Genomic DNA, 21,666 nt, shown 5'->3' with positions numbered 1-21,666 from the left:
TATTCCTTCTTAGCTCAGCTGGTTAGAGTCCCGCAGGTGCGGGATTAATCAGAGGCAAAGGAAACGATCAAAGGATTTTGATCATTAATAGTGAAACAACCAGAATAAATAAATATTCCTTCTTAGCTCAGCTGGTTAGAGTCCCGCAGGTGCGGGATTAATCAGAGGCAAAGGAAACGATCAAAGGATTTTGATCATTAATAGTGAAACAACCAGAATAAATAAATATTCCTTCTTAGCTCAGCTGGTTAGAGCATCTGACTGTTAATCAGAGGGTCGCTGGTTCGAGCCCAGCAGAAGGAGCACATCTGAAGCCTCACAATATTATTGTGAGGCTTTTTTGTACATTTAATGATGTACTATCTCTATATTTTATATTCACCCACTTCTGATAAGTATTATGTTGGGTATAGTAATGATCCCCACAGCCGCCTGCTCGCACATAATTCTACAGATAGAGTTACTTATACTTCAAAATACCGACCGTGGGTTTTAAAGGCTATATTCTCCTGTGGCAAGGTGGAAGGAGAGGCCATGCGGATTGAAAAGTTTATCAAAAAGCAAAAAAGTAGAAAGCTGCTAGAAAAACTTATCAGCGGAGAACTGTTGACAGGAATACTTGCGCAACTGGTTAGAATTCCACAGGTGCAGAATTAATCAGAATATCGCTGCGGAGTGCGGTCCCGCACTTGCAGGAAGCCCAGCAGAGGGAGCTTCAAAACCAAAATGAAACTTGAGCAAATTTGTTTTAACCATTTGCCTTTATAATTCTTCGAGCTGTGAATATTTTGCCACATAAGGAATATAAGCCCATTTAAGCTGATAAGTCTATCTTATATGGTTCAGCAGAGAAGTATTTACACTTAATTGTTTCACATTATTTATCTCTGGTTTTAAAGTCGATCAGGTATGGCTTCATCTCTACACCACTCGCATCCTTAAACCCTTCTCCAAGTACAAGCTGATATTGCCTGCCGGGTTCTAATTCCGTTTCGAATGTAGCAGCGCTGCCGTCAACAGAGAAACCAACAAATTTTTTAACATACATGGCATTTTCTTTACCTAATGGCCCGTATTCAAAGTTTCTTAAGCGTTTATCCATAGGTTTTGAAAAGAGGATTTTCACTGTATATTTTAAAGAACCCACTGAATCTGTAAATTTCTCAGGTGTGGCACTTACCACAAAAGGGCGGTTCTTTTCATATTCATCGCGTAATTGCTTAACCTTTTGATTAAAATAACCCGACTGATCCACATAGGCCGATAAAGCTTCCATATTATTGTAATCAAGCTCAATCATTTCAGCAATTGCCCTGGCTTTATCTGTTGCTTTTGCATAATATTGTTCGGCAATGGCATAACCCACATAATAGCCGAGATCCCTCAGCCCAAATTGATTTTCAGCATTACTGTATAACCAAAAACCATTTCCGGTATTGAACATTTGTAGTATAAATACCTGCTTAATACTTTCGGTATGTGCTTTTCCATAGGTAAGCGCGGGAAGGGTAGAAGGAATGGCCATCACTTTCTCGGAAACAAATTCGGCAACCCCTTCCATTACACATTGCGCCAATAGATTGTCGCCCATATTTGTTTTTTGCTGAGTATGCACATATTCGTGAACATTGGTAAAAACCAGGTTGTCAAGGTGCTCGCCAGCCATGGCAATTTCACTTCCAATCAGAACCATTTTACCTGTGGTGGTTCCGCCGCTTCTAAAGGCACCTACGGTAAAGTAGATTTCTGCGGGCTTTAAAGCCGGGTAAAGTTGCTTTAGTTTTTCTACTTTAATCGCGATGGCCTTTGCATAATCTTTTGCTTTTAAAGTATTGGCGCGGATGGAATTAAAATAAGGTTGTCGCTCGCTGATAACCCTGAGGTAATCTTTTGAGGTATAGTTTCTGGCATTTATCATTGCTTTCTGGCCTGCTGTGCTTTTCTCCAGAAATAAAGTGTTGAGGTAAGTATACTGCGCACTCGTATCTTTTGTAGAAATGATTTTATCGTAAGCCTGCCAGAAATGGTCAATATCTGTGGTGATCAGGTTTACAGATTTTTGCGCCCAAATACTTTGAGTAATGGAAGCGCATAAAAGGGTTGCAAAAAGTATGGCTTTCTTCATATCAGTAAAAGACACAGGAAAAGTTGGAATGTGACAGGATAATTGCTTTTTCTTAATAAAAAAGGTTTGGAAAAAAATCCCAGGAAAAAAAATATGAACATATTAAAAGGAGTCCGCCGGAATTGTTGGAGCGATTATAAATACTTTCGTTCTTAGATACAACATGCTGTTAAAAACAGGAATTAATCTGTCATTAAAAAAGTTTAACATAGATATTAAAGCTTTAACTTTACCCTAAAAAAACAACATGAAATTATCTATTTTAACTTTGCTATTCGCATTTGCAACAACATTTTCTTTTTGTCAGGAAAATACCCGCTACAAATCTTCATTAACTAAAATGATACAGGTGTCAGGCTCAGAAGTGGCTTATAAAGGAGTCGTAAATCAAATGATTGTTATGTTTAAACAGCAGCAATCAAATGTTCCACAGGAATTTTGGGATGAGTTTACTGTTGAGCTCAATAAAAATGTAATCAATCAGCTTGTTGACCTTGTTTTGCCAATATATCAGAAACATTTAACAGAAGCTGATCTTCAAGGAGTAATTGCGTTTTATGAAACACCTGTAGGTAAAAAATTTGCTGAAAAAACGCCATTGATTACTCAAGAATCTATGATGGCAGGTCAGGAGTGGGGTAAGCAAATAGGTCAAAAAGTTGTAGATAAACTAAAGGCCAAAGGATATTTAAAACAATAACAGCAACTTGCTGTAGCCGAACGCTTAAAGCGCCCGTGTGGAAATAAAAAGGCAGGCAACGAATTTCTCGTGCATGCCTTTTTTTTAATATCAATAAGTTTTTGCCAATAGTATCTATTTCCAAACTATCCCTGATGCTCAGGCATACCGTTCGGGTCCATCCAAACATATTCCCAGTGGTGCCCGTCCAGGTCATCAAAACTATGCTGGTACATAAAACCATAATCAGTAGCAGGGTTTGGTACTGTGGCACCTGCGGCTACGGCTTTATCTACCATTTCGTTAACCGCATCCTTACTATCGGCCGATAAGGCAATGGAACATTCTATTGCTTTGCTGGTATCTACAATTTCTTTAGTGGTAAAAGTCTGAAAAAAGGTTTTGGTCAACAGCATCACATAAATGGTATCGCTGATGATCATACAGGTTGCTTTTTCGTCGGTAAATTGAGGGTTAAAAGTATAACCAAGTTTAGTGAAAAATTCTACTGACTTATTAAGATCGCTAACAGCCAGGTTTACAAAAATTTGAGTTGCCATATTTGTTTTTCTTTTTAGTTTATTCAAAGATACAGGCATTACCTATAGGTGCTAACGTGCAAAAACGACAAGTTAAGGGGTGAAACGCGACTACCTGTTGCCACATTATTTAAGCTATAATAAATTGAATCATCGGGCATAACGCACCAGAATTGCCCACGATTACTGCCAATCGTTAAAATAAAAATATTTCACAAAATTTATTTATTTTCAGTCATTTACTTATATTTAAATCACGGTATTTCCCTATTTGCCGTACCATTAGCTGGCCAGCTGTCCCATGGTTATAATGGTTAATTCGTCCCACATTTTATATACCACTACAAGTTCATCAATGGCCGGTATAGCTATATGTTGAGGCTTGCGGTTTTGAAACGGATTATCAATTAACCTTAATATTTAACTAAAAACCATTTACCATGAGTTTAAGTAACAGGATTTCAACAGAAATTACCACCGGGCAATCAGCAGCTATCTCTGCCGCTATTGAAGCATTAAAAGCAGCCTTAGCGCCAGTTTTAGTGATCAGTTTAAGCGCAGAAGAAAGAATATCGACCCTTAAAATGGGCGACAGGACATTGGCTTTTGTAGAAAAAACACTTGAGTATGCCACGCAAAATCCAACACTGGTGCCGGGTTACATCGATTTAAGCGAAGCCAAAAAAGATAACGAACTCGCTTCTCATATTTATACCATTTACCAGCAGTTAAGTACAATTTTACGGGGTATAGAAGATACTGGCATGGTTGCAGGCAGCGAAGCTTACGAGGCTGCTTTGATTATTTACCATTCTATTAAAGGGGCAAGCCGTTCTAATGTGCCAGGCACACAGGCCATGCATGATGACCTGAAACAGCGCTTTCCAAGATCAGGCAAGCGTGTTGATCCCATTCAATAATGAATTAAAGAATATCCCCAGGCTAAATTGGCCGGTGGATATTTTTTTGACCTTAAAGATATAGCGTCAGCGCTTTTAGCTTAAATGATTAAGCCCGGAGCTTAAAAAATAGGGATCCAAAGCTAAACGATCAGGCTATTTGGTTAAATGATTAAGCCCGGAGCTTAAAAAATAGGGCTCCTGGGGGAAACGATCAGGCTATTTGGTTAAATGATTAAGCCGGGAGTTTGAAGAATTGGCCTCCCAGGCTAAATGATCAGGCTATTTGGTTAAATGATTAAGCCCGGAGCTTAAAGAATTGGGTTTCCGGGTTAAACGATTGAGCTATTTGGTTAAATGATTAAGCCCGGAGCTTAAAAATTTGGGGGTCCTGGTTAAACGATCAGGCTATTTGGTTAAATGATTAAGCCCGGAGCTTAAAGAATTGGGTTTCCGGGTTAAACGATTGAGCTATTTGGTTAAATGATTAAGCCCGGAGCTTAAAAATTTGGGGGTCCTGGTTAAACGATCAGGCTATTTGGTTAAATGATTAAGCCCGGAGCTTAAAGAATTGGGTTTCCGGGTTAAACGATTGAGCTATTTGGTTAAATGATTAAGCCCGGAGCTTAAAAATTTGGGGGTCCTGGTTAAACGATCAGGATATTTGGTAAAATGATTAAGCCCGGAGCTTAAAGAATTGGGTTTCCGGGTTAAACGATTGAGCTATTTGGTTAAATGATTAAGCCCGGAGCTTAAAAATTTGGGGGTCCTGGTTAAACGATCAGGATATTTGGTAAAATGATTAAGCCCGGAGCTTAAAGAATTGGGTTTCCGGGTTAAACGATTGAGCTATTTGGTTAAATGATTAAGCCGGGAGGTTAAAAAATAGGATTCCCGGGCTAAACGATCAGGCTATTTGGTTAAATGATTAAACCCGGAGCTTAAAAAATTGGGTTCCCGGGTTAAACGATCAGGCTATTTGGTTAAATGATTAAGCCCCAAGCTTAAAGAATTGGGTTCCCGGATTAAGCGATTGAGCTTTGATATTAAACAATCCGTACTGGAGCTTAAACAGCAGGCCTTTAGGCGGATTACTTTGACCCCTGGCGAATTTATTTAACAAACTGTGTCAAAATAAATAGGTATGTTTTATGATAGTACATTCAATGACTTTTACTGAGATTCATAATGAGTTATACAATGATCTGCCCACACTTACCAATAAAATTCTTTATTGCCAGAAGGAATTCAGGAGGAAGCTTTTAAAAACCAGCCGGTATCCTTTTGTATACACTTATGATTGTTACTCCCGGATAAAGAAAAATCATTTTATTCTAACATTTGTTGCCCTGAAAAGAGGTAATATGAATAATCCTCTTATTGGCGTGTGCGGCATATACACCCGTGCAGAAGGTATTTATGTTGCCCACCTGGCTACAGGAAATAACGCTATAACAATATATCCACCACATTTTTTTAAACGGTATAGAGAACGGATTTCAAAAGATTTTTTGATTTCTTGTAGTGATATGATCAAGCATTATTTTACTGTACACAGGGGCTTTATGTATATTATTCTGACTAAAGAAATGAAAGCGGTTTATCGTAGCCTTGAAAAAATTGAAGATGATTCGGATTGTTTTGTTTGTGTAACCACTGATGGGTATTGTTTTGGAGAACGCCAGGGTAATATATTCATCATGAAAACCATCGTATCTGACGATATGCTTTTCGAAAGTCAAAAGGAGGCTTTTGGCAATCTCCGGGATGATTTTATCAAAAAGCATAAAGAATTATATGGGATTAATATTTAACTGAAGAATTTGATGTTTCATTTCTGCCCCACCTTCCACAATATCAAATTTGTAATCTAAATGATAAAATAATTTTCTGATGCCAATAATATGTTGAGACCGGTTAATTTTGCGAAAAAATAAATCCCGCATCAACTCATGACTGTATTCGACCTCTTAATCACCGATAAGGAACAGGTAAACTTAACCGACATTCATTTAAATGATTCCGAAAGGGAAACAGTTGTAGGCTTGCTCCGCGAACACCGTTTTGTTGATGAACTGAAAACATTCGGACTCCTGGTAAACAATAAAATATTATTGTACGGCAGTTCGGGCTGCGGTAAAACGATGACAGCAAAGGCCATTGCAAAAGCCCTCAATAAAACTATTCTGATCCTCAACCTCAGCAATATTATCTCGGCAAGGGTTGGCGAAACCTCGCAGCACCTTAAAATGGTATTTGATAAGGCAGCACGCGAAAAAGCAGTTTTATTTCTGGATGAGTTCGACCAGATTGGGAAGGCCCGCGAAAATGATTCGAAAGATGTGGGTGAAATGAGGAGACTGGTAAACACCATTATTCAGCTCTTCGATTATTTTCCTGAAAATGCACTGCTGATCTGTGCCACCAACCACATCGATATCATCGATCCGGCCCTGGTTAGAAGGTTCCAGCTGAAGCTCAAATACGAAATGCCCCGAAATACTGATCTGGATGTATTTTATGATGGCCTTTTGGCCAAATTCCCTGAGCGGTTCCAACAAACTGTACGCCGTTATGATATCTCATTTGCAGAAGCAAAGGATTATATTTTTACCAGGCTTAAAAACGAGATCCTGGATGAGCTGGAAAGCAAAGTGCTAAAGGAAATGGTTGTATAACTGTAAGCGCTAAAATTTCCCGCAGATTACGGTGAACATCGCAGAATGTTATTCCATCATCCGTTTTACATCTTCCATCAAACTACTATCTCAGGTTAAATAAAGCCTTATAATTATTCATTTATCTAATCGCTAAAATATCCCGCAGATTACGCTGAATACCGCAGAATGTTATTCCATCATCCGTTTTACCTCTTCCATCACACTATTATCCCAGGTTAAATAAAGTCTTATAATTATTCATTTATCTAATCGCTAAAATATCCCGCAGATTACGCTGAATACCGCAGAATGTTATTCCATCATCCGTTTTACCTCTTCCATCACACTATTATCCCAGGTTAAATAAAGTCTTATAATTATTCATTTATCTAATCGCTAAAATATCCCGCAGATTACGGTGAATACCGCAGAAGGTTATTCCATCATCCATTTTACCTCTTCCATCACACTACTATCCCAGGTTAAATAAAGCCTTATAATTATTCATTTATCTAATCGCTAAAATATCCCGCAGATTACGGTGAACACCGCAGAATGTTATTCCATCATCCCTTTTACCTCTTCCATCAAACTACTATCCCCGGTTAAATAGCCCTGATGGACAGTGAAATCCCTTTTGGGAAACAATAATTTTTCTTTCTTAAACGAACTTTCCAAAAGGATTGAACAAACAGCAGGACGGAACCCAGCCCATAAGCACAACAACTGCGCTTCAAAAAATATAAAGCATTATAATTATTCAATCGCTAAAATATCCCGCAGATTACGCTGAACATCGCAGAATGTTATTCCATCATCCCTTTTACCTCTTCCATTACACTATTATCCCAGGTTAAATAAAGCCTTATAATTATTCAATTGCTAAAATATCCCGCAGATTATGCTGAATACCGCAGAAGGTTATTCCATCATCCCTTTCACCTCTTACATCACACTATTATCCCAGGTTAAATAAAGCCTTATACTTATTCATTTATCTAATCGCTAAAATATCCCGCAGATTATGCTGAACACCGCAGAATGTTATACCATCGTCCGTTTTACATCTTCCATCACCCCCTTCGTTACGCCACTATCCTTAAAATGTGCTAATACTTCCGTGTTCTGTATAAACTGCGCTCCGGCATCTGCAATACCTTTGTTATCAATATTTAAACAAAGAAAAAATGTCGAAAATAATCTTAATTACCGGTGCTTCACGTGGCTTTGGTAAAATCTGGGCAAAGGCCCTTTTAGAACGTGGCGATAAAGTTGCTGCAACAGCAAGAAACATTAATGATTTGAATGACCTGGTTGAAACTTATGGCGATGCCGTACTTCCCCTTCAACTGGATGTAACCAACAAGGATGCTGCCTTTGCAACAATAGCTAAAGTTAAACAGCACTTTGGCCGTATTGATGTGTTGATTAACAATGCCGGCTTTGGTTTATTTGGTGCAATTGAAGAAACAACCGAAGAGCAGGCCCGTGCACAAATGGAAACCAACTTTTTTGGTTTACTATGGGTAACACAGGCGGTGGTTCCGGTAATGCGCGAACAAAAATCGGGACATATTATCCAGGTATCGAGCTTTTTAGGATTGGTAACCTTGCCGGTACTGGGCTTGTACAATGCCTCTAAATATGCCGTTAATGGTTTAAGCGAAACCCTGGCTGCCGAAGTAAAAGGTTTTGGTATCAATGTAAGTTTAATCGAGCCAAATGGTTTCTCAACCGACTGGTCGGGCGCTTCCGCTTTCCAGACAGAAGCTTTGGAAGTTTATGCACCGGTTAAACAGGCTTTTGCAGCAGGCGCAACTCCTGATACCTGGGGTAAACCAGAAGCCACAGCACCTGCGGTATTGGCTTTGATCGACAGCGAAAATCCTCCTTTACATTTCCTTTTAGGTAAAGTTGCCTATCCTGGTGTTAAAAAAGTTTATGCAGAACGTTTGGCTGAGTTTGAGGAATGGGCAACCGTATCGGCCGATGCGCATGGTCATTAATCAATCATATTAAAGCTTTAAACTACAAGCTATGCAGGTAATTGTGTAGCTTGTATTACTTTTTTTTAAGAATGAAACATTATAAAAGTTTAATCGAACTACATACTGCCAACGGCTTTCCGCCGCCTGCACACCCGCAGTTTAGCATTTATCAGTGTAACAACCAATGTTCTATCGGGGATAGGGAGTTTACGAGCGATTTTTATATGATCGGCTTTAAAAAGGTAAGGGCTGGGCACATTCTTTACGGGCGGACTAAATACGACCACGAAAGCGGCTCGATGATGTTTTTTAAACCCCACCAGCTTATTGAAATGAAAAACCTCGAGCTGGAAGAAGATGGTTTTTTGATTTTTATCCACGAAGATTACCTGAACGGGCATATCCTGCACGATGTGATTAAAAAATACCACTATTTTGATTACGAAGCCAACGAGGCATTACACCTCTCGCCGATGGAAGAAACCACGGTATGGGAGCTGTACCATAAAATAGAAACTGAGTACAACAATAACCAGGATGAATATAGCCGCGAACTGATTTTGGCCAATGTGGATACCATGTTGAAATATAGTCAGCGGTTTTACAAACGGCAGTTCCTTAACCGTACCGAAGTTTCGGGCAAAACGGTAACCAAATTTAACGAGGAGATTAACCGCTACATTAATAATGGATTGTTGATGAGTAAAGGTTTGCCTTCTGTACAGTATATGGCCGAACGACTGAATATTTCGGCAGGTTATTTATCTGATGTATTGAAACAGGAGAGTGGAAAAACGGCTTTGGAACATATCCATATCTATTTAATATCGGAAGCGAAAAACCGTTTGATAGGCGAAGACAGATCGGTTTCGGAAATTGCTTATGCGCTGGGATTTGAAAACCTGTCGTACTTTTCGCGTTTGTTTAAAAAAGAAGTGGGAATTAGCCCGAATGTGTTTAAGAAGCAGTTGTTGAATTAGTTGCGGTGTTTAACCGCAGAGAGCGCTGAGATTTTAGCGCAAAGAATGTAATGTATGGAGTAAAACTTCCAAATTCCCAGTTTCATGACCATTAAGAAATTAAGGTAGTTAAGAGAGGTTTGCTTTTTACTGTATATCTTCGGACCTCGGTCTTCCAACTATTCCATCGTCCATTTCACATTTTCCAACATCCATCATTTACCGGGATGAGTTTTTATTGTAAGCAATACTTCTGACATTTGTCTTCCGACTTTTCAGACTCCCCCATCACCCATCTCACATTTTCCATTAAAAAAAACGCTCATCCCCTAAAAACCTGCACTCCTGTATTTTATCTTTTATCTTAAAATTACTTTTCGTTGCTTTGTTTTAAGCAGATAATTTTGGGAAAGAAAAACTACATATCGCTTTATTGGAAATGCCAGCTCATTGGCTGGTCGGTTGCGGCCCTGTACTGGGCTTTTCAGGGCTGGAATAACGAAGGGTTTAGATTGGATTTAGCCATTATACAGTTTGTGCTGGATGTAGCCATGTATATTTTGATTACCCACTTATACCGTAATTTCGCGAAAAGAAACCGTTGGCAGGATCTCAGCCTTGAAAAATTGATCTGGCGGATGTTGATTGCCATTCCGGCGATGGGTATTTTTTATGCGGTAATTACCATCTCAAAACTTTATTTGGTGCAACCGTTGTTTTCAGGCTATAGATCGCAAACCTTGGCTGATTTTGTTGATTTCAACGGAACGGGTATTTTAATGGCAGGGATCCGCTTAATGGCGATATGGCTTTTGGCTTATCATCTTTACCATTATGCCAAAAGGGAAATTCGCTTATCGGTTCAAAATGCACAATTAGAAGTGAGTTTTAAACAGGCACAATTGGATAACCTTTCGGCACAGCTCAATCCACATTTTTTATTCAATGCACTTAATACGATAAAATCTCTTGCTTATACGCATCCTGATCGTGCAGGGCGGGGGATTGATTTATTAAGTGAGCTTTTAAGAAGCGGACTTTACAGGGGCCGCGATATGTTGATCAGGTTAAAGGAAGAAATAGAAATGGTGAGGGATTACCTTGAACTCGAAGGTTTGAGGATGGAGGAACGTTTACAATACGAGCTAGATATCGATGTGTCTTTATCCGGAATGATGGTGCCGCGGTTATGCATCCAAACATTGGTAGAAAATGCGGTTAAACACGGTGTTGCATTAGAAAAACAGGGTGGCAGGATTGATGTGATTATTGTTGAAGAAGATGGATTTCTCTGTATCCGGGTATTAAATCCGGGCAGGTTGGTGCATGGTGAAACTATTAAAGGTATAGGCATTCGGAATCTTCAGGAAAGGTTAAATTTGAGTTATCAGCAGCGGTCTGTTTTTAGTTTGTATGAGGTAGAAGAAAAAGTTTGTGCAGAAATCAAAATCCCAATCAGATGAAAACGATACGGACATTGATTATAGATGATGAACGTGGGGCACGGCAGGAATTGATGAGGATGCTGAAAAACTACCCACACATTATGGTACTGGCCGAAGCTGACGATGCAGATGAGGCCGAACAGCTTATCGAGATGTTAAAGCCTGATCTTATTTTTTTGGATATCCAGATGCCTGGCCGCTCGGGCTTTGATCTGTTGGAAAGTTTGGATCATCTCCCGGAAATAATTTTTGTAACGGCTTTCGATCATTTTGCCGTACAGGCTTTTGAAGTGAGTGCCATGGATTACCTGATGAAACCCGTGCGTGAAGAACGCTTTAAAAATGCAATAGATAAAGCAGTTGAAAAAATAAATGGCGACAATCAAGCCTCCATATTTGTAAAGGACCGTGGCAAACATTACTTTATTAAGTGGAACGATGTATACCTGATCGAATCGGTTGACAATTATGCAAGGCTGTTTTTCGGACAGGAGCAGGTTTTGCTTAAAAGCTCATTGAACAAACTGGAAGAAAACCCTGATTGCAGTCGCTTTTTCAGGGCAAACAGAAATGTTTTATTTAACCTCGATTATGTTAACCTGGTGAAAAAAGATGATGAAGGTACATTGGTAATGCTTAAAACAGGAGAATTAATCAGGCTATCAGAACGGCGGGCCATAAAATTAAGGAACCTCATAAAAACATAACATTATAAAACTTTTGATTATGAAAAAAAACTTAGTAAAACTAGGTCTGGCTATGCTATGCCTCATGATGGGCACTACAATTTTTGCACAGCAGAAATCAACCTTGCCTGATACTGCTCAATATATTATTAACGATAGTGTGATGATTAAAACCAAATATGGCATTACGCTGTCGGCAGTTGTGGTAAGAAAAAAAGGTACGCAAAAGCTGCCGGCCGCCCTTTTTTATTTTATTTATTCCAATACCGATAGGAGCCTGAAGGAAGCAAAATATGCCGCAGATCATGGTTATGTTGGCATTGTTGCTGATGCAAGAGGTAAACGCCTCAGTCCCGATCCAATTGAACCTTATGAGCACGAAGCACAGGATGTAAATGAGGTTATCGATTGGATTATTAACCAACCGTGGAGTGATGGCAGGGTTGGTATGTATGGCGGGAGTTATTCTGGTTTTGCGCAATGGGCAGCAGCCAAACACCTTCATCCGGCCCTTAAAACAATTGTGCCCTATGTGGCCGCAATTCCAGGGCTTGGATTGCCTATGGAAAATAATGTTTTTTTAGCAGCCAACTATCAATGGGCATTTTATATTACCAATAACAAATATACCGACGATGCATTGAATAATGACAATGCACGTTGGCGCAACATGCGCAACAATTGGTGGGAAAGCGGTGCGGCTTATAACAAAATCGATAGTGTTGACGGTACGCCAAATCCATGGTTGCAGAAATGGCTTTCCCATCCCGATTATGATACATACTGGCAGTCGATGGTACCTTACCAGCAAGATTATAAACAAATTAATATTCCGGTATTAAGTATTACAGGTTATTACGATGATGGACAGGTTTCGGCACTCGAATACTTTAGGGAGCATTATAAATATAACCCATCGGCACAACATTATTTAATTATAGGTCCTTATGATCATTCTGGATCGCAGGTTGGTGGCATACCAAAATTGAGGGGATATCAGGTAGATCCCGATGCTTTGATCAATACCCGCGAAATCACCTTCCAATGGCTTGATTATGTTTTAAAAGGCGGAAAGAAACCAGTTTTATTAAAAGATAAGATCAATTTTGAGGTAATGGGCGCAAATAAGTGGAAACATGCACCTAATCTGCAAAAAATGGAAAACAACCAGATCCGTTTTTATCTGGATCGCATTGAAGGAGGAAAAATGGTATTGTCTGATCAAAGGCCTGCTAAGGAAACTTTTATACACCAGCAGGTTAATCTTGCCGATAGAACCTCAATTTATAACGATTATTACCCTAATCCGATTATTAAAAAAGAACTGGATACCACCAACGGACTTTTCTTTATTACCAAACCATTTAAACAGGCCGTTTCGGTATCGGGAACCCTGCAGGGAGAACTTAAAGCAATTATCAACAAAAAGGATATGGATGTAGGTCTCTCGTTATACGAAATTACACCTGAGGGCGAATATTTTCAACTTTCTTATTTTTTGGGAAGGGCCAGTTATGCAAATGATATGGGCAAAAGGAAATTACTGATGCCCGGAAAACTAGAGACTATTCCTTTTTACCGATCGAGGATGTTTAGCAAACAGCTTCAAAAAGGAAGCAGGTTGCTTGTGGTGCTCAATATTAATAAAAACCCCTTTTCGCAGATCAATTACGGAACGGGTAAGGATGTGAGTAAAGAAACCGTAAAAGATGCCGGTGCTCCACTCGAAATTAAGTGGTCTACTGGGAGTTATATCAATCTTGGTTTGTCTGCTAAGGAGGAGGTGTTTTAACTAATTTTTTACCACGAAGGCACGAAGACACAAAACTTCGGACTTCCGACTATTCTACAATTAAGGAGTTAAGATAATTAAGGAGGTTTTTGCTTGTTGATTTAGACTACCTGTCTTCGGACCCCGGTCTTCCGACTTTCGGACTATTTTAACCACAGAGGGCGCAGAGTTTTACACGGAGGAACATTGAGAAAGGTTTTATTGTAAATTATACTTTGAACTAGGGACTGTAGACTGGGGACTAAACTTCGGACCTCGGTCATCCGATTTTCGGACTTTACGCATCATCCATTTCACATCATCAAAAGGAAAGCGACCATTAGCTAAATGATCGCTTTTCTTAATTAGTTTACACTGTTTTCTGTGTACTTAACCACAATAGGAGGGTAGCGCATAAAAAAGCAGTTACGCCCATGATGAAGAATTTATAATCTCCGTTTAAGGCAATTCCCAGTTTAAAAATATGGATCAGGATTACACCTGCCATTAATACAGCCCCAAGCGTAGCCCCGTATTTTAAAGTTGCAGGGTACAAGAGTAGTAATGCCGCGCTTAGTTCTAAAAAGCCAAGCAAAATGCGCCCATAAGGCTCCATGCCTAAACTGGTAAATAGTGTTATTGCTCCGGCATTAGCACTAAGTTTTAAGTAGGCATTATAAATCAGGATTGTAGAAACAATGATGATTAATACCCAACCAATTATAAATTTAATGGTCATTACCTTATTTTTTAGCATTTGCAGCTTCTTCGATAATGGCAAGTACCTCTTTTGGATGTGATACCATTACCACATGGCTGGCCTCTATTTCGGTGGTTTTGGCATTTGCCCTTTTGGCCATAAAACGTTCCAGTTCGGGGTTAATGGCTTTGTCGCTTTTTGCCAGGATATACCAGCTTGGTTTTGTTTTCCATGCAGGTTCGCCACTTTTATCGCCGAATACCTGTTGTGCCGCCGGGGTTTGGGTAGCATGGATAAGATCTTGTTCTTTTGCCGGCAAATCCTGTGCAAATACTTTTTTCACGCCTTCTTTAGACAGGTATATAAAACCATCAACCGGCTCGAAATAATTGCTCAGTGTTACGGCCGGACCCTTTGCTGATAGTGTTGGTAAGGTTTCGCCTGCATCTGGTACCAGGGCTGCCACATAAACCAATCCGGTTACTTTAGGATTGTTGCCTGCCTGTGTAATTACGAAGCCTCCCCACGAGTGGCCTACAAGTATTACATCTCCTTTTGCCTGATCGATGGCCCTTTTAGTTGCTGCAACATCATCTGCTAAAGAAGTAATCGGGTTTTGTACCGAAATTACGGGATAACCTTTTGCCTGTAAAGCTAAAATCTGGCTGTTCCATGATGAGCCGTCGGCCCAGATACCATGTACAAAAATAATAGTTGGTTTTGTTGCTGCTTCTTTTTGAGCATGTACATTAACAGTACCCAATAGTACCATTACCGATAGGATTAAAAATTTAATTGTTTTCATTTGTGATAATTTTATGTTCTTATTTCTTACTACAAAGGTGCTTCGCCTGAGTCCTAAAAGAAATGGACATTTTTCCCAAACGCTTGACTAATTTTCCCATTTCCTGATTTTGATAATGGGATGACTATTGGAGTGTACGATAAAGCTGTAGATTTGTAACTAAAAATCAACGTTTTAATAGGGAATACATTTATGCATCTTACCCATATCGCTCCAAAAACAAAGGGCAAACTTATATTCACGCATCGCGAACCCGCTTCGGTTCATTTTGATAAGGTAGATTTGGGCAATGAACAAATGTTAACCATTGTACTTAATGGCGAGGAAAGTCAGAACGTAACGATTAATGGTGTGGTGTACGAATTTCCTGCATTTCATATTGTTCCATTGGTCTCGGGACAGGTCTTTAAGTTCGAAAAGCCCGAAATTATTACGGCATGGCAGTATTCGAGAGATTTTTACTGTTTGGTTGATAATTATTTTGAAATCAGTTGTCTGGGCTTATTGTTCTCAGGCTTTACAGGTAACCTGTTTTTAAGCCTTAACGATGATTATCGCGAAAAACTGCGTGGTTTGCAACAATTATTCCTCGAAGAATTTAATACAGTTGATACGATACAGACCGATATGCTGCAAATGCTGCTTAAACGTTTGATTATCCTGGTTACCAGACTTGCGAAAGAGCAATACCTCAGCGGAAAAGTTTACGAGGAAGAAAAATTCGACATTATCAGGAAGTTTAACCTACTGGTAGATAAAGAATATAAGAGGCAGCATCAGGTAAATTATTATGCAGATCTGCTGAATAAATCGCCTAAAACTTTAACGCGCATTTTTACCGGATTTAATTATTGTACACCATCCATGCTGATACAAGAAAGGATTATTATGGAAGCCAAAAGGCTTTTCTGTTATACTAATTTATCGGTGAAAGAAATTGCCTATGATCTTGGCTTTACCGATGCAGCACATTTTAGCCGATTTTTTAAAAATACTGCAAAACAGAATCCATCTGATTACAGGAAGCAGCAAGTTTCAGCTTAGGCGTTTTTTGATAAGGTTAAACTTCAGGCTATTTTCATTTTTTACCAGCGAGGTAGTTTTTTCCCGTAAGCTAGGCTTCGGACTTCTGTCCTCCGACTTTCGGACTAAAAAAAGCGTCCCGATTTCTACCTCGGGACGCTTTTTTGCTAATAACCTTTGGCCGATTGGGCCGGTTTTAAATTCGGGTTGCCATCCAGGGCGGCTTGCGGATAAGGCATCAGCACAAATTTTGATTGCCATACACGCTCCTGCACCGGACTGTTGGTAATATCGTAAGTAGTTTTCATTACATCTTTGGCAATGTTCCAGCGTCTGATATCGAAGAAACGCTGACCTTCTGCCGCAAGTTCTATCCGGCGTTCCTGATGGATCAGTTCTCTTAACTTTTCTTTTGTATTGTAAGTAGCCTGAACTACAGCTGGCATTCCTGCCCTATCCCTGATGTCATCAAGTGCGGCATAAATACTTGCATCCGGGCCGCTCAATTCATTTTTTGCTTCCGCATAAGCCAGGAGGATTTCGGCATATCGGATTATGGGGAAATCCTGTGCGCCATCCCAATCGTTTTGTGTAAAGGCCGGATCTACGAGTTTTTTAAAGTTATAACCGGTTACGCTGTTGTTTCCACCACCTTTACCCCACGAGAATTTATAACCACTATCAAAGCGGCTCCACGGGGTGCCCGGAAACAATATGCTGGCGTAAAGCCTGGTATCGCGGTTTTTAAATTCATCTGCATAAGCTGCATTTGGTGTACCGTTATTGTAATTGCTTGCCCTTGTAGTTGCGCTGGGCGGAGTAAATGGATTACCGTTTTTATCCCAGTAAGCATTTACCATTTCCTGTGTAGGGGTAATAGAACTCCATCCACCTAAATTGCCCGGAGGGAACAGGGTTCTTAAACCGTTACCATATTCGTATGATGAGTTGGTGATGTTCTGCGAGACCAAAATATTTTCTTTACTGGTTTGTTCATTCGCTTGCCAAAACTGTTGCTCATAACTGGCTAAACCTTTATAAAATTTCTCTTTTTCAGCATCGTTTGCAAAATTTACGTAGGTGCCAAAGTCGTCTTGAGTATCGGCAGGAGCCAGGGTATTTACCCTGAACAATTGATAACCTGCACCCATTACTTTCTGCGCACTGGTAACTGCCTCCGCATACTTGCCATACTGTAGCTGTATCCTGGTTAAAATGGCCCAGGCCGCGCCGCTGGTAATTCTTCCTGTTTCTGTTGTTGATCCGCCCGGATAACTTGCCGGAAGATCAGTAACTGCGCTCTGGATTTCAGCAATGGCAAAGTTAATCACTTCGGCCTCTGGTGTTGGTGCTACTCCGGTTTCGTGCGGATCACTATAAGCAACCTTTAATAATGGCACTGAACCGAATGTTCGGGCCAGATCGAAATAGGTTAATGCCCGTAAAACCCTTGCTTCGGCAATAAACCTTTTCATTAAATCGGCACCCATCGGGGTTTTGCTCACATTATCCAGGAAATAGTTGTACCGGCGGATGTATGTATACCTGCTGCCATAACCCTGATCGAGTGTGGCATTTATATTTCCCGCGGCAATAGGGGTAGCATTACTTTCCCATGGATACTGCGCATAGGCATTATCAGAACTGCCGTCATCATAGGCATTATTAAAAGCATTATTTAAATAACCATAACAGCCATTGAGAGCTAAAGTGGCATCTTTTTGTGATTTCCAGAAGGTTGTGTTCGAAGCCTGATCCTGTGGAACAAAATCGATTGCCGATTTTTTGCAGCTGCTTATCGCAAAGCTGGCAAAAGTTAAACACGATATATATATTAATTTTTTCATAAAAAGCTTTTGTTAAAGGGTAAGGTTGATACCAAACGAATAGGTTTTTAATTGCGGATATGCTGCACGCTGAGAAGCAGCCTCCGGATCGAAATCCTTTAACCTTTTATCGCCACGGATGGTAAACGGATTATTGCTCGAAGCATAAATCCTCAATCCCCTGATTTTAATTTTATCCAGTACCGATTTGGGTAAGCTGTAGCCCAGGGTTAACGATTTAATTCTTAAATAATCAGCATTGAACAACCAGAAATCAGACTGTTTTAAGTTCTGTGTATTATCGCCGGATACCAAAACCCTTGGGTAAGCTGCATTTGGATTAGGATTGGCGGCAGTCCATCGGTCTAATACATATTCTTTTGCACCGGCACCGTTAAAGAACGCCTGCGATGCTTCGTTTTCCAGATATACCTTAACATCGCTTACCCCATTTGCTAATACCGAAAAATCGAAGTTTTTATAATTGGCCGAAAAGTTAAGTCCGTAAATCAGGTAAGGTACATCGTTACCTACAATTACGCGGTCGTCGCCATCAATTTTGTTGTCGTCATTCTGATCCACATATTTAATGTCGCCAGCTTTGGTTCCGTTGGCCTGGAATGCATGCTGGGCAACTTCCGCATCGCTTGCAAATAAACCGTCGGATTGCCACATATAAAATGAACCGATTGGCTGACCAACCCTGTTGATATAATACCCGCTTGGAGGTGTTTCTGAAGCACCACCTAGGCTTACCACTTTGTTCCAGATTTTGCTCAGGTTACCACCGATTGAATATTTAAAATCGTTGATTTGTCCGTTGTATGTTAACGAAAGTTCGAAACCCCTGTTTCTCACCTGACCAAGGTTAACAGAAGGATATTGGGTTTTAAGTGGATCAGTATCACTTACTAAACCTGCTTCTGTTGGTATAGTTGGGTCGGGCAATAAGATATCATTGGTTAAACGGTCAAAAGCATCTACCTGGATACTTAGTTTTTTGAACAGGTTAACATCCAAACCAATATTGGTCATGTCGATTTTTTCCCATGATAATCTTGGATTATAGATTTTATTCGGAAAAACACCATCCTGTTTAGATTCGTCGAGGATAACTGCGGTTCCGGTTTTTAAACCATCAAAATAATCGTAATTGCCCACGTTATTTACATTACCCAGTTTACCCCACGATGCACGGAGTTTTAATTCCGATATCCAGCTGATGTTTTTCATGAAATCTTCCTGTGAGATTCTCCATGCACCCGAAAATGATGGATATGCCCCCCAGCGATGACCCGGTGCAAACTGAGAAGATGCATCTAACCTTACACTGGCTTCGAATAAATAACGATCGTTATAAGCATAGTTAAACCTGCCGAACACCGATTCGAAAGCTTTTTGCTGGATACTGCCCGTTGAAGTAGTGTTTAGGGGGTCACTTGAGCCGCCATCTATCGCATTAAGATCATTACTCACAAAATTCTTGCGGATGGTTTTGATCACCCTGGTATTATTGTTCTCGTAAGATGCACCTGCCAGTAACTTGGCATAGTGTTTATCAATAGTTTTTTCGTAGCTGGCGGTTGCCTGGGTTAACAAGCGACCAATGTTTTGCCATTCTTCGGTAAGCTGATTGGTATTAACTGCCGTTCCGCTAAGTGGAGCACCGGTATTAAAATCCAGAATAGGATCAATGGTACTGATAAACGCACTGTTTACCGTATTATAGAAATTGTACGAAACCAAACCACTGATTTCTAAACCTTTTATTGGTGTATAGGTTCCGTTTAAGTTACCGATAAAACGGTTGGTGTTGTAAGAGTTGCGGCCACCTTCTTCCAGTTTTCTGAGGGTATTGGTTGCAGCCGAGGTTCCATCTATTTTACCCCCGTTCATACTGCCCCAGTTACCGTTGGTTTGTTTATTTACCACTAAAGGTGTAAGCCTGTTTAAACTGGTAAAATCTATGGTACCGTTTTCATTGTCGAAACCATCGCGGATAAACGAGATGTTAGTACCTACCTTAAATTTATCGCTTACCTGTGTTTCTGTATTGGCCCTTAACGAGTAACGTGTCAAATCTTTTCCCGGAATAAGGGAGTTTTGATTAAAATAAGCCCCACTTAAATAATACCTGGTTTTATCACCGCCAGAAATATTAATGGCATGTTCCATTACCGGAGCCGTGTTCCTTAAAGTTAGGGCATACCAATCGTTATCCGGAAAACGGTCGGGATCCGATTGGTTCTGTATTTTGGTTAAATCATTTGCCGAATAAACCGGAGCCTTACCCGCATTGGCAGCAGCCTCGTTACGCAATGTGGCATAATCATAAGCACCAACCCAGTTTGGTAAAACCGTTGCAGACTGGATACCATAATAAGCATTGTAATTAATGGTCATGGCACCTTGTTTACCTCTTTTGGTGGTAATCAGTATTACGCCATAAGCAGCTCTCGAACCATAAATGGCAGATGCCGAAGCATCTTTCAGGATCGAGATATTTTCTACATCATTGGTATTGATGCGGGCAAAATCACCCGAATTTACAATTACCCCATCTACCACGAAAAGTGGCTCTGAAGTACCTAAATTACCTCGTCCGCGTACATTGATGGTACCAATATCGCCACCCACATCACCCGGTGTAGCTTTAATGGCCATACCAGGTACGGCGCCCTGCAAAGCATTGGTAAGTGAAGTAACCGGGCGGTTAACAATGTTTTTGGTATCTACCGTGTTTACCGAACCCGAGAGGTTTACTTTTTTCTGTGTACCGTAACCTACTACTACCACATCATTCAACGATTTTGAAGAAGAAGTAAGTATCACATTTAACGTGGTTTTTCCGTTAACAGGCACATCCTGCGGATTGTAACCAATAAAAGAGATTGTTAATACGGCATCTGCCGGAGCGTTAATCGAAAATTTGCCATCGGGCGTGGTACTTACTGCATTGGTAGTACCCTTAATCATTACAGTTGCACCCGGCACAGTTCCTCCTTCGCTATCCTTTACAACGCCGGTGATTTTTACCTGCGAGAAGGCGAACAAAGAGAACATTAAAAACAAGCCGGTTAGAAGCACTTGCCTTTTCTTAAAATTACTCATGGTTTTGGGATTGGGATATTTGTTAGTTAATTGTTTAAATGCCATTCTGAATAGCAAAAGCCGTAATTTAGAAAGGATAGCAGCTAGACTGAAATAAGTGGGGGGCCAAACTCAACGCAAACGTTTGTGGTAATTATAAAATATGGTGCTGGGCATAACTGTGGCCTGAAAGAATGGCAAAGCAGCACTATAAAATGTAAAACTGACAATTAATAGCTTGTGGTTTTGTTTACAAATACTAAAAATTAGTACGTTTAAAGTAGGATAATGAATACGTTTTTCTTTAGAATATCAGTTAATTGGAATAGGAAAACCATAAAGCCTGTTAAAACACCGCGCAACCGTTTGATTACTGATTTATCGAAAAGCCATTGCGTGTTTTGTTTCCCACACATGCGAAGAAAAGGGAGCAGATTTATGAAGTTTTTATTACAACTTATATTATTAAGC

At 40.0% G+C, this 21,666-nt stretch carries 17 protein-coding genes and 1 tRNA gene; 12 read left to right on the top strand and 6 right to left on the bottom strand.

What is annotated here, in order from left to right; translation table 11 throughout:
• Positions 1 to 229 precede the first annotated feature (229 nt).
• A tRNA-Asn gene (locus DRW42_RS20645) sits at positions 230 to 303 on the top strand.
• Between the two features lie 48 nt (positions 304 to 351).
• Entirely contained in the window at positions 352 to 657 is a 306-nt protein-coding gene (locus tag DRW42_RS20640) for a GIY-YIG nuclease family protein (protein ID WP_113950727.1), read from the top strand.
• A 220-nt stretch (positions 658 to 877) separates the two neighbouring features.
• Here DRW42_RS20640 and DRW42_RS20635 read toward each other — a convergent pair whose 3' ends face one another.
• Positions 878 to 2,125 carry an Ig-like domain-containing protein gene (locus DRW42_RS20635; protein WP_113950726.1) on the bottom strand — a complete coding sequence of 416 codons (1,248 nt, stop codon included), beginning with the start codon at positions 2,123 to 2,125 and terminating at the stop codon, positions 878 to 880.
• A 247-nt stretch (positions 2,126 to 2,372) separates the two neighbouring features.
• Between DRW42_RS20635 and DRW42_RS20630 the strand changes: the two genes are divergently transcribed.
• On the top strand, positions 2,373 to 2,825 hold the full coding sequence (locus DRW42_RS20630; protein WP_113950725.1) for a DUF2059 domain-containing protein: 453 nt from the start codon (positions 2,373 to 2,375) through the stop codon (positions 2,823 to 2,825).
• A 125-nt stretch (positions 2,826 to 2,950) separates the two neighbouring features.
• Here the strand turns inward: DRW42_RS20630 and DRW42_RS20625 are convergent, their stop codons facing one another.
• On the bottom strand, positions 2,951 to 3,364 hold the full coding sequence (locus DRW42_RS20625) for a VOC family protein (protein WP_113950781.1): 414 nt from the start codon (positions 3,362 to 3,364) through the stop codon (positions 2,951 to 2,953).
• A 419-nt stretch (positions 3,365 to 3,783) separates the two neighbouring features.
• Here DRW42_RS20625 and DRW42_RS20620 point away from each other — a divergent pair, with 419 nt between their 5' ends.
• The 8 genes from DRW42_RS20620 (at position 3,784) to DRW42_RS20585 (ending at position 13,772) form a co-directional block, all read left to right on the top strand.
• Complete coding sequence (locus tag DRW42_RS20620; protein ID WP_113950724.1) at positions 3,784 to 4,263, top strand: hypothetical protein; 480 nt, start codon at positions 3,784 to 3,786, stop codon at positions 4,261 to 4,263.
• A 1,343-nt stretch (positions 4,264 to 5,606) separates the two neighbouring features.
• Positions 5,607 to 6,056: a hypothetical protein gene (locus DRW42_RS20615; RefSeq protein WP_147243785.1), complete on the top strand. Its 450-nt coding sequence runs from the start codon at positions 5,607 to 5,609 to the stop codon at positions 6,054 to 6,056.
• Between the two features lie 138 nt (positions 6,057 to 6,194).
• Positions 6,195 to 6,920 (top strand): AAA family ATPase, encoded by a 726-nt coding sequence (locus DRW42_RS20610; protein WP_113950722.1) that lies wholly within the window; start codon positions 6,195 to 6,197, stop codon positions 6,918 to 6,920.
• 1,169 nt (positions 6,921 to 8,089) lie between these two features.
• Positions 8,090 to 8,908, top strand: coding sequence for an SDR family NAD(P)-dependent oxidoreductase (locus tag DRW42_RS20605; protein ID WP_113950721.1), 819 nt, complete (start codon positions 8,090 to 8,092; stop codon positions 8,906 to 8,908).
• Positions 8,909 to 8,979: 71 nt separating this feature from the next.
• On the top strand, positions 8,980 to 9,870 hold the full coding sequence (locus DRW42_RS20600) for a helix-turn-helix domain-containing protein (RefSeq protein ID WP_113950720.1): 891 nt from the start codon (positions 8,980 to 8,982) through the stop codon (positions 9,868 to 9,870).
• A 383-nt stretch (positions 9,871 to 10,253) separates the two neighbouring features.
• Positions 10,254 to 11,312 carry a sensor histidine kinase gene (locus tag DRW42_RS20595; RefSeq protein ID WP_113950719.1) on the top strand — a complete coding sequence of 353 codons (1,059 nt, stop codon included), beginning with the start codon at positions 10,254 to 10,256 and terminating at the stop codon, positions 11,310 to 11,312.
• Positions 11,309 to 12,001 carry a LytR/AlgR family response regulator transcription factor gene (locus DRW42_RS20590; protein ID WP_113950718.1) on the top strand — a complete coding sequence of 231 codons (693 nt, stop codon included), beginning with the start codon at positions 11,309 to 11,311 and terminating at the stop codon, positions 11,999 to 12,001. The genes DRW42_RS20595 and DRW42_RS20590 overlap by 4 nt, the downstream gene beginning before the upstream one ends.
• 19 nt (positions 12,002 to 12,020) lie before the next feature.
• Positions 12,021 to 13,772 carry a CocE/NonD family hydrolase gene (locus tag DRW42_RS20585; RefSeq protein ID WP_113950717.1) on the top strand — a complete coding sequence of 584 codons (1,752 nt, stop codon included), beginning with the start codon at positions 12,021 to 12,023 and terminating at the stop codon, positions 13,770 to 13,772.
• A 349-nt stretch (positions 13,773 to 14,121) separates the two neighbouring features.
• Here the strand turns inward: DRW42_RS20585 and DRW42_RS20580 are convergent, their stop codons facing one another.
• A complete protein-coding gene (locus DRW42_RS20580; RefSeq protein ID WP_147243784.1) occupies positions 14,122 to 14,490 on the bottom strand; it encodes a DoxX family protein in 369 nt (122 codons plus the stop codon).
• 4 nt (positions 14,491 to 14,494) lie between these two features.
• A complete protein-coding gene (locus DRW42_RS20575; protein ID WP_113950715.1) occupies positions 14,495 to 15,256 on the bottom strand; it encodes an alpha/beta fold hydrolase in 762 nt (253 codons plus the stop codon).
• Between the two features lie 192 nt (positions 15,257 to 15,448).
• Here DRW42_RS20575 and DRW42_RS20570 point away from each other — a divergent pair, with 192 nt between their 5' ends.
• Complete coding sequence (locus DRW42_RS20570; RefSeq protein WP_113950714.1) at positions 15,449 to 16,300, top strand: helix-turn-helix domain-containing protein; 852 nt, start codon at positions 15,449 to 15,451, stop codon at positions 16,298 to 16,300.
• Positions 16,301 to 16,446: 146 nt separating this feature from the next.
• On the opposite strand, the gene DRW42_RS20565 is transcribed toward DRW42_RS20570, so the two are convergent.
• Together DRW42_RS20565 and DRW42_RS20560 are read right to left on the bottom strand one after the other, a co-directional pair.
• Positions 16,447 to 18,126 (bottom strand): RagB/SusD family nutrient uptake outer membrane protein, encoded by a 1,680-nt coding sequence (locus DRW42_RS20565; RefSeq protein ID WP_113950713.1) that lies wholly within the window; start codon positions 18,124 to 18,126, stop codon positions 16,447 to 16,449.
• A gap of 12 nt (positions 18,127 to 18,138) precedes the next feature.
• Positions 18,139 to 21,216 (bottom strand): SusC/RagA family TonB-linked outer membrane protein, encoded by a 3,078-nt coding sequence (locus DRW42_RS20560; RefSeq protein WP_208643606.1) that lies wholly within the window; start codon positions 21,214 to 21,216, stop codon positions 18,139 to 18,141.
• Positions 21,217 to 21,666 lie beyond the last annotated feature (450 nt).

This window comes from Pedobacter miscanthi, from assembly GCF_003315595.1.
GTDB classification, from domain to species: Bacteria; Bacteroidota; Bacteroidia; order Sphingobacteriales; family Sphingobacteriaceae; genus Pedobacter; species Pedobacter miscanthi.
Note: the sequence above shows the minus strand (reverse complement) of the source record. Positions and strands in the feature narration are given on the sequence as shown.

Coding starts and splice junctions, on each gene's coding strand:
- DRW42_RS20590 (WP_113950718.1), top strand. CDS start 11,309: ATGAAAACGATACGGACATTGATTATAGATGATGAACGTGGGGCACGG.
- DRW42_RS20575 (WP_113950715.1), bottom strand. CDS start 15,256: ATGAAAACAATTAAATTTTTAATCCTATCGGTAATGGTACTATTGGGT.
- DRW42_RS20605 (WP_113950721.1), top strand. CDS start 8,090: ATGTCGAAAATAATCTTAATTACCGGTGCTTCACGTGGCTTTGGTAAA.
- DRW42_RS20640 (WP_113950727.1), top strand. CDS start 352: ATGATGTACTATCTCTATATTTTATATTCACCCACTTCTGATAAGTAT.
- DRW42_RS20580 (WP_147243784.1), bottom strand. CDS start 14,490: ATGACCATTAAATTTATAATTGGTTGGGTATTAATCATCATTGTTTCT.
- DRW42_RS20570 (WP_113950714.1), top strand. CDS start 15,449: ATGCATCTTACCCATATCGCTCCAAAAACAAAGGGCAAACTTATATTC.
- DRW42_RS20600 (WP_113950720.1), top strand. CDS start 8,980: ATGAAACATTATAAAAGTTTAATCGAACTACATACTGCCAACGGCTTT.
- DRW42_RS20560 (WP_208643606.1), bottom strand. CDS start 21,216: ATGAGTAATTTTAAGAAAAGGCAAGTGCTTCTAACCGGCTTGTTTTTA.
- DRW42_RS20615 (WP_147243785.1), top strand. CDS start 5,607: ATGAATAATCCTCTTATTGGCGTGTGCGGCATATACACCCGTGCAGAA.
- DRW42_RS20565 (WP_113950713.1), bottom strand. CDS start 18,126: ATGAAAAAATTAATATATATATCGTGTTTAACTTTTGCCAGCTTTGCG.
- DRW42_RS20620 (WP_113950724.1), top strand. CDS start 3,784: ATGAGTTTAAGTAACAGGATTTCAACAGAAATTACCACCGGGCAATCA.
- DRW42_RS20585 (WP_113950717.1), top strand. CDS start 12,021: ATGAAAAAAAACTTAGTAAAACTAGGTCTGGCTATGCTATGCCTCATG.
- DRW42_RS20635 (WP_113950726.1), bottom strand. CDS start 2,125: ATGAAGAAAGCCATACTTTTTGCAACCCTTTTATGCGCTTCCATTACT.
- DRW42_RS20610 (WP_113950722.1), top strand. CDS start 6,195: ATGACTGTATTCGACCTCTTAATCACCGATAAGGAACAGGTAAACTTA.
- DRW42_RS20625 (WP_113950781.1), bottom strand. CDS start 3,364: ATGGCAACTCAAATTTTTGTAAACCTGGCTGTTAGCGATCTTAATAAG.
- DRW42_RS20630 (WP_113950725.1), top strand. CDS start 2,373: ATGAAATTATCTATTTTAACTTTGCTATTCGCATTTGCAACAACATTT.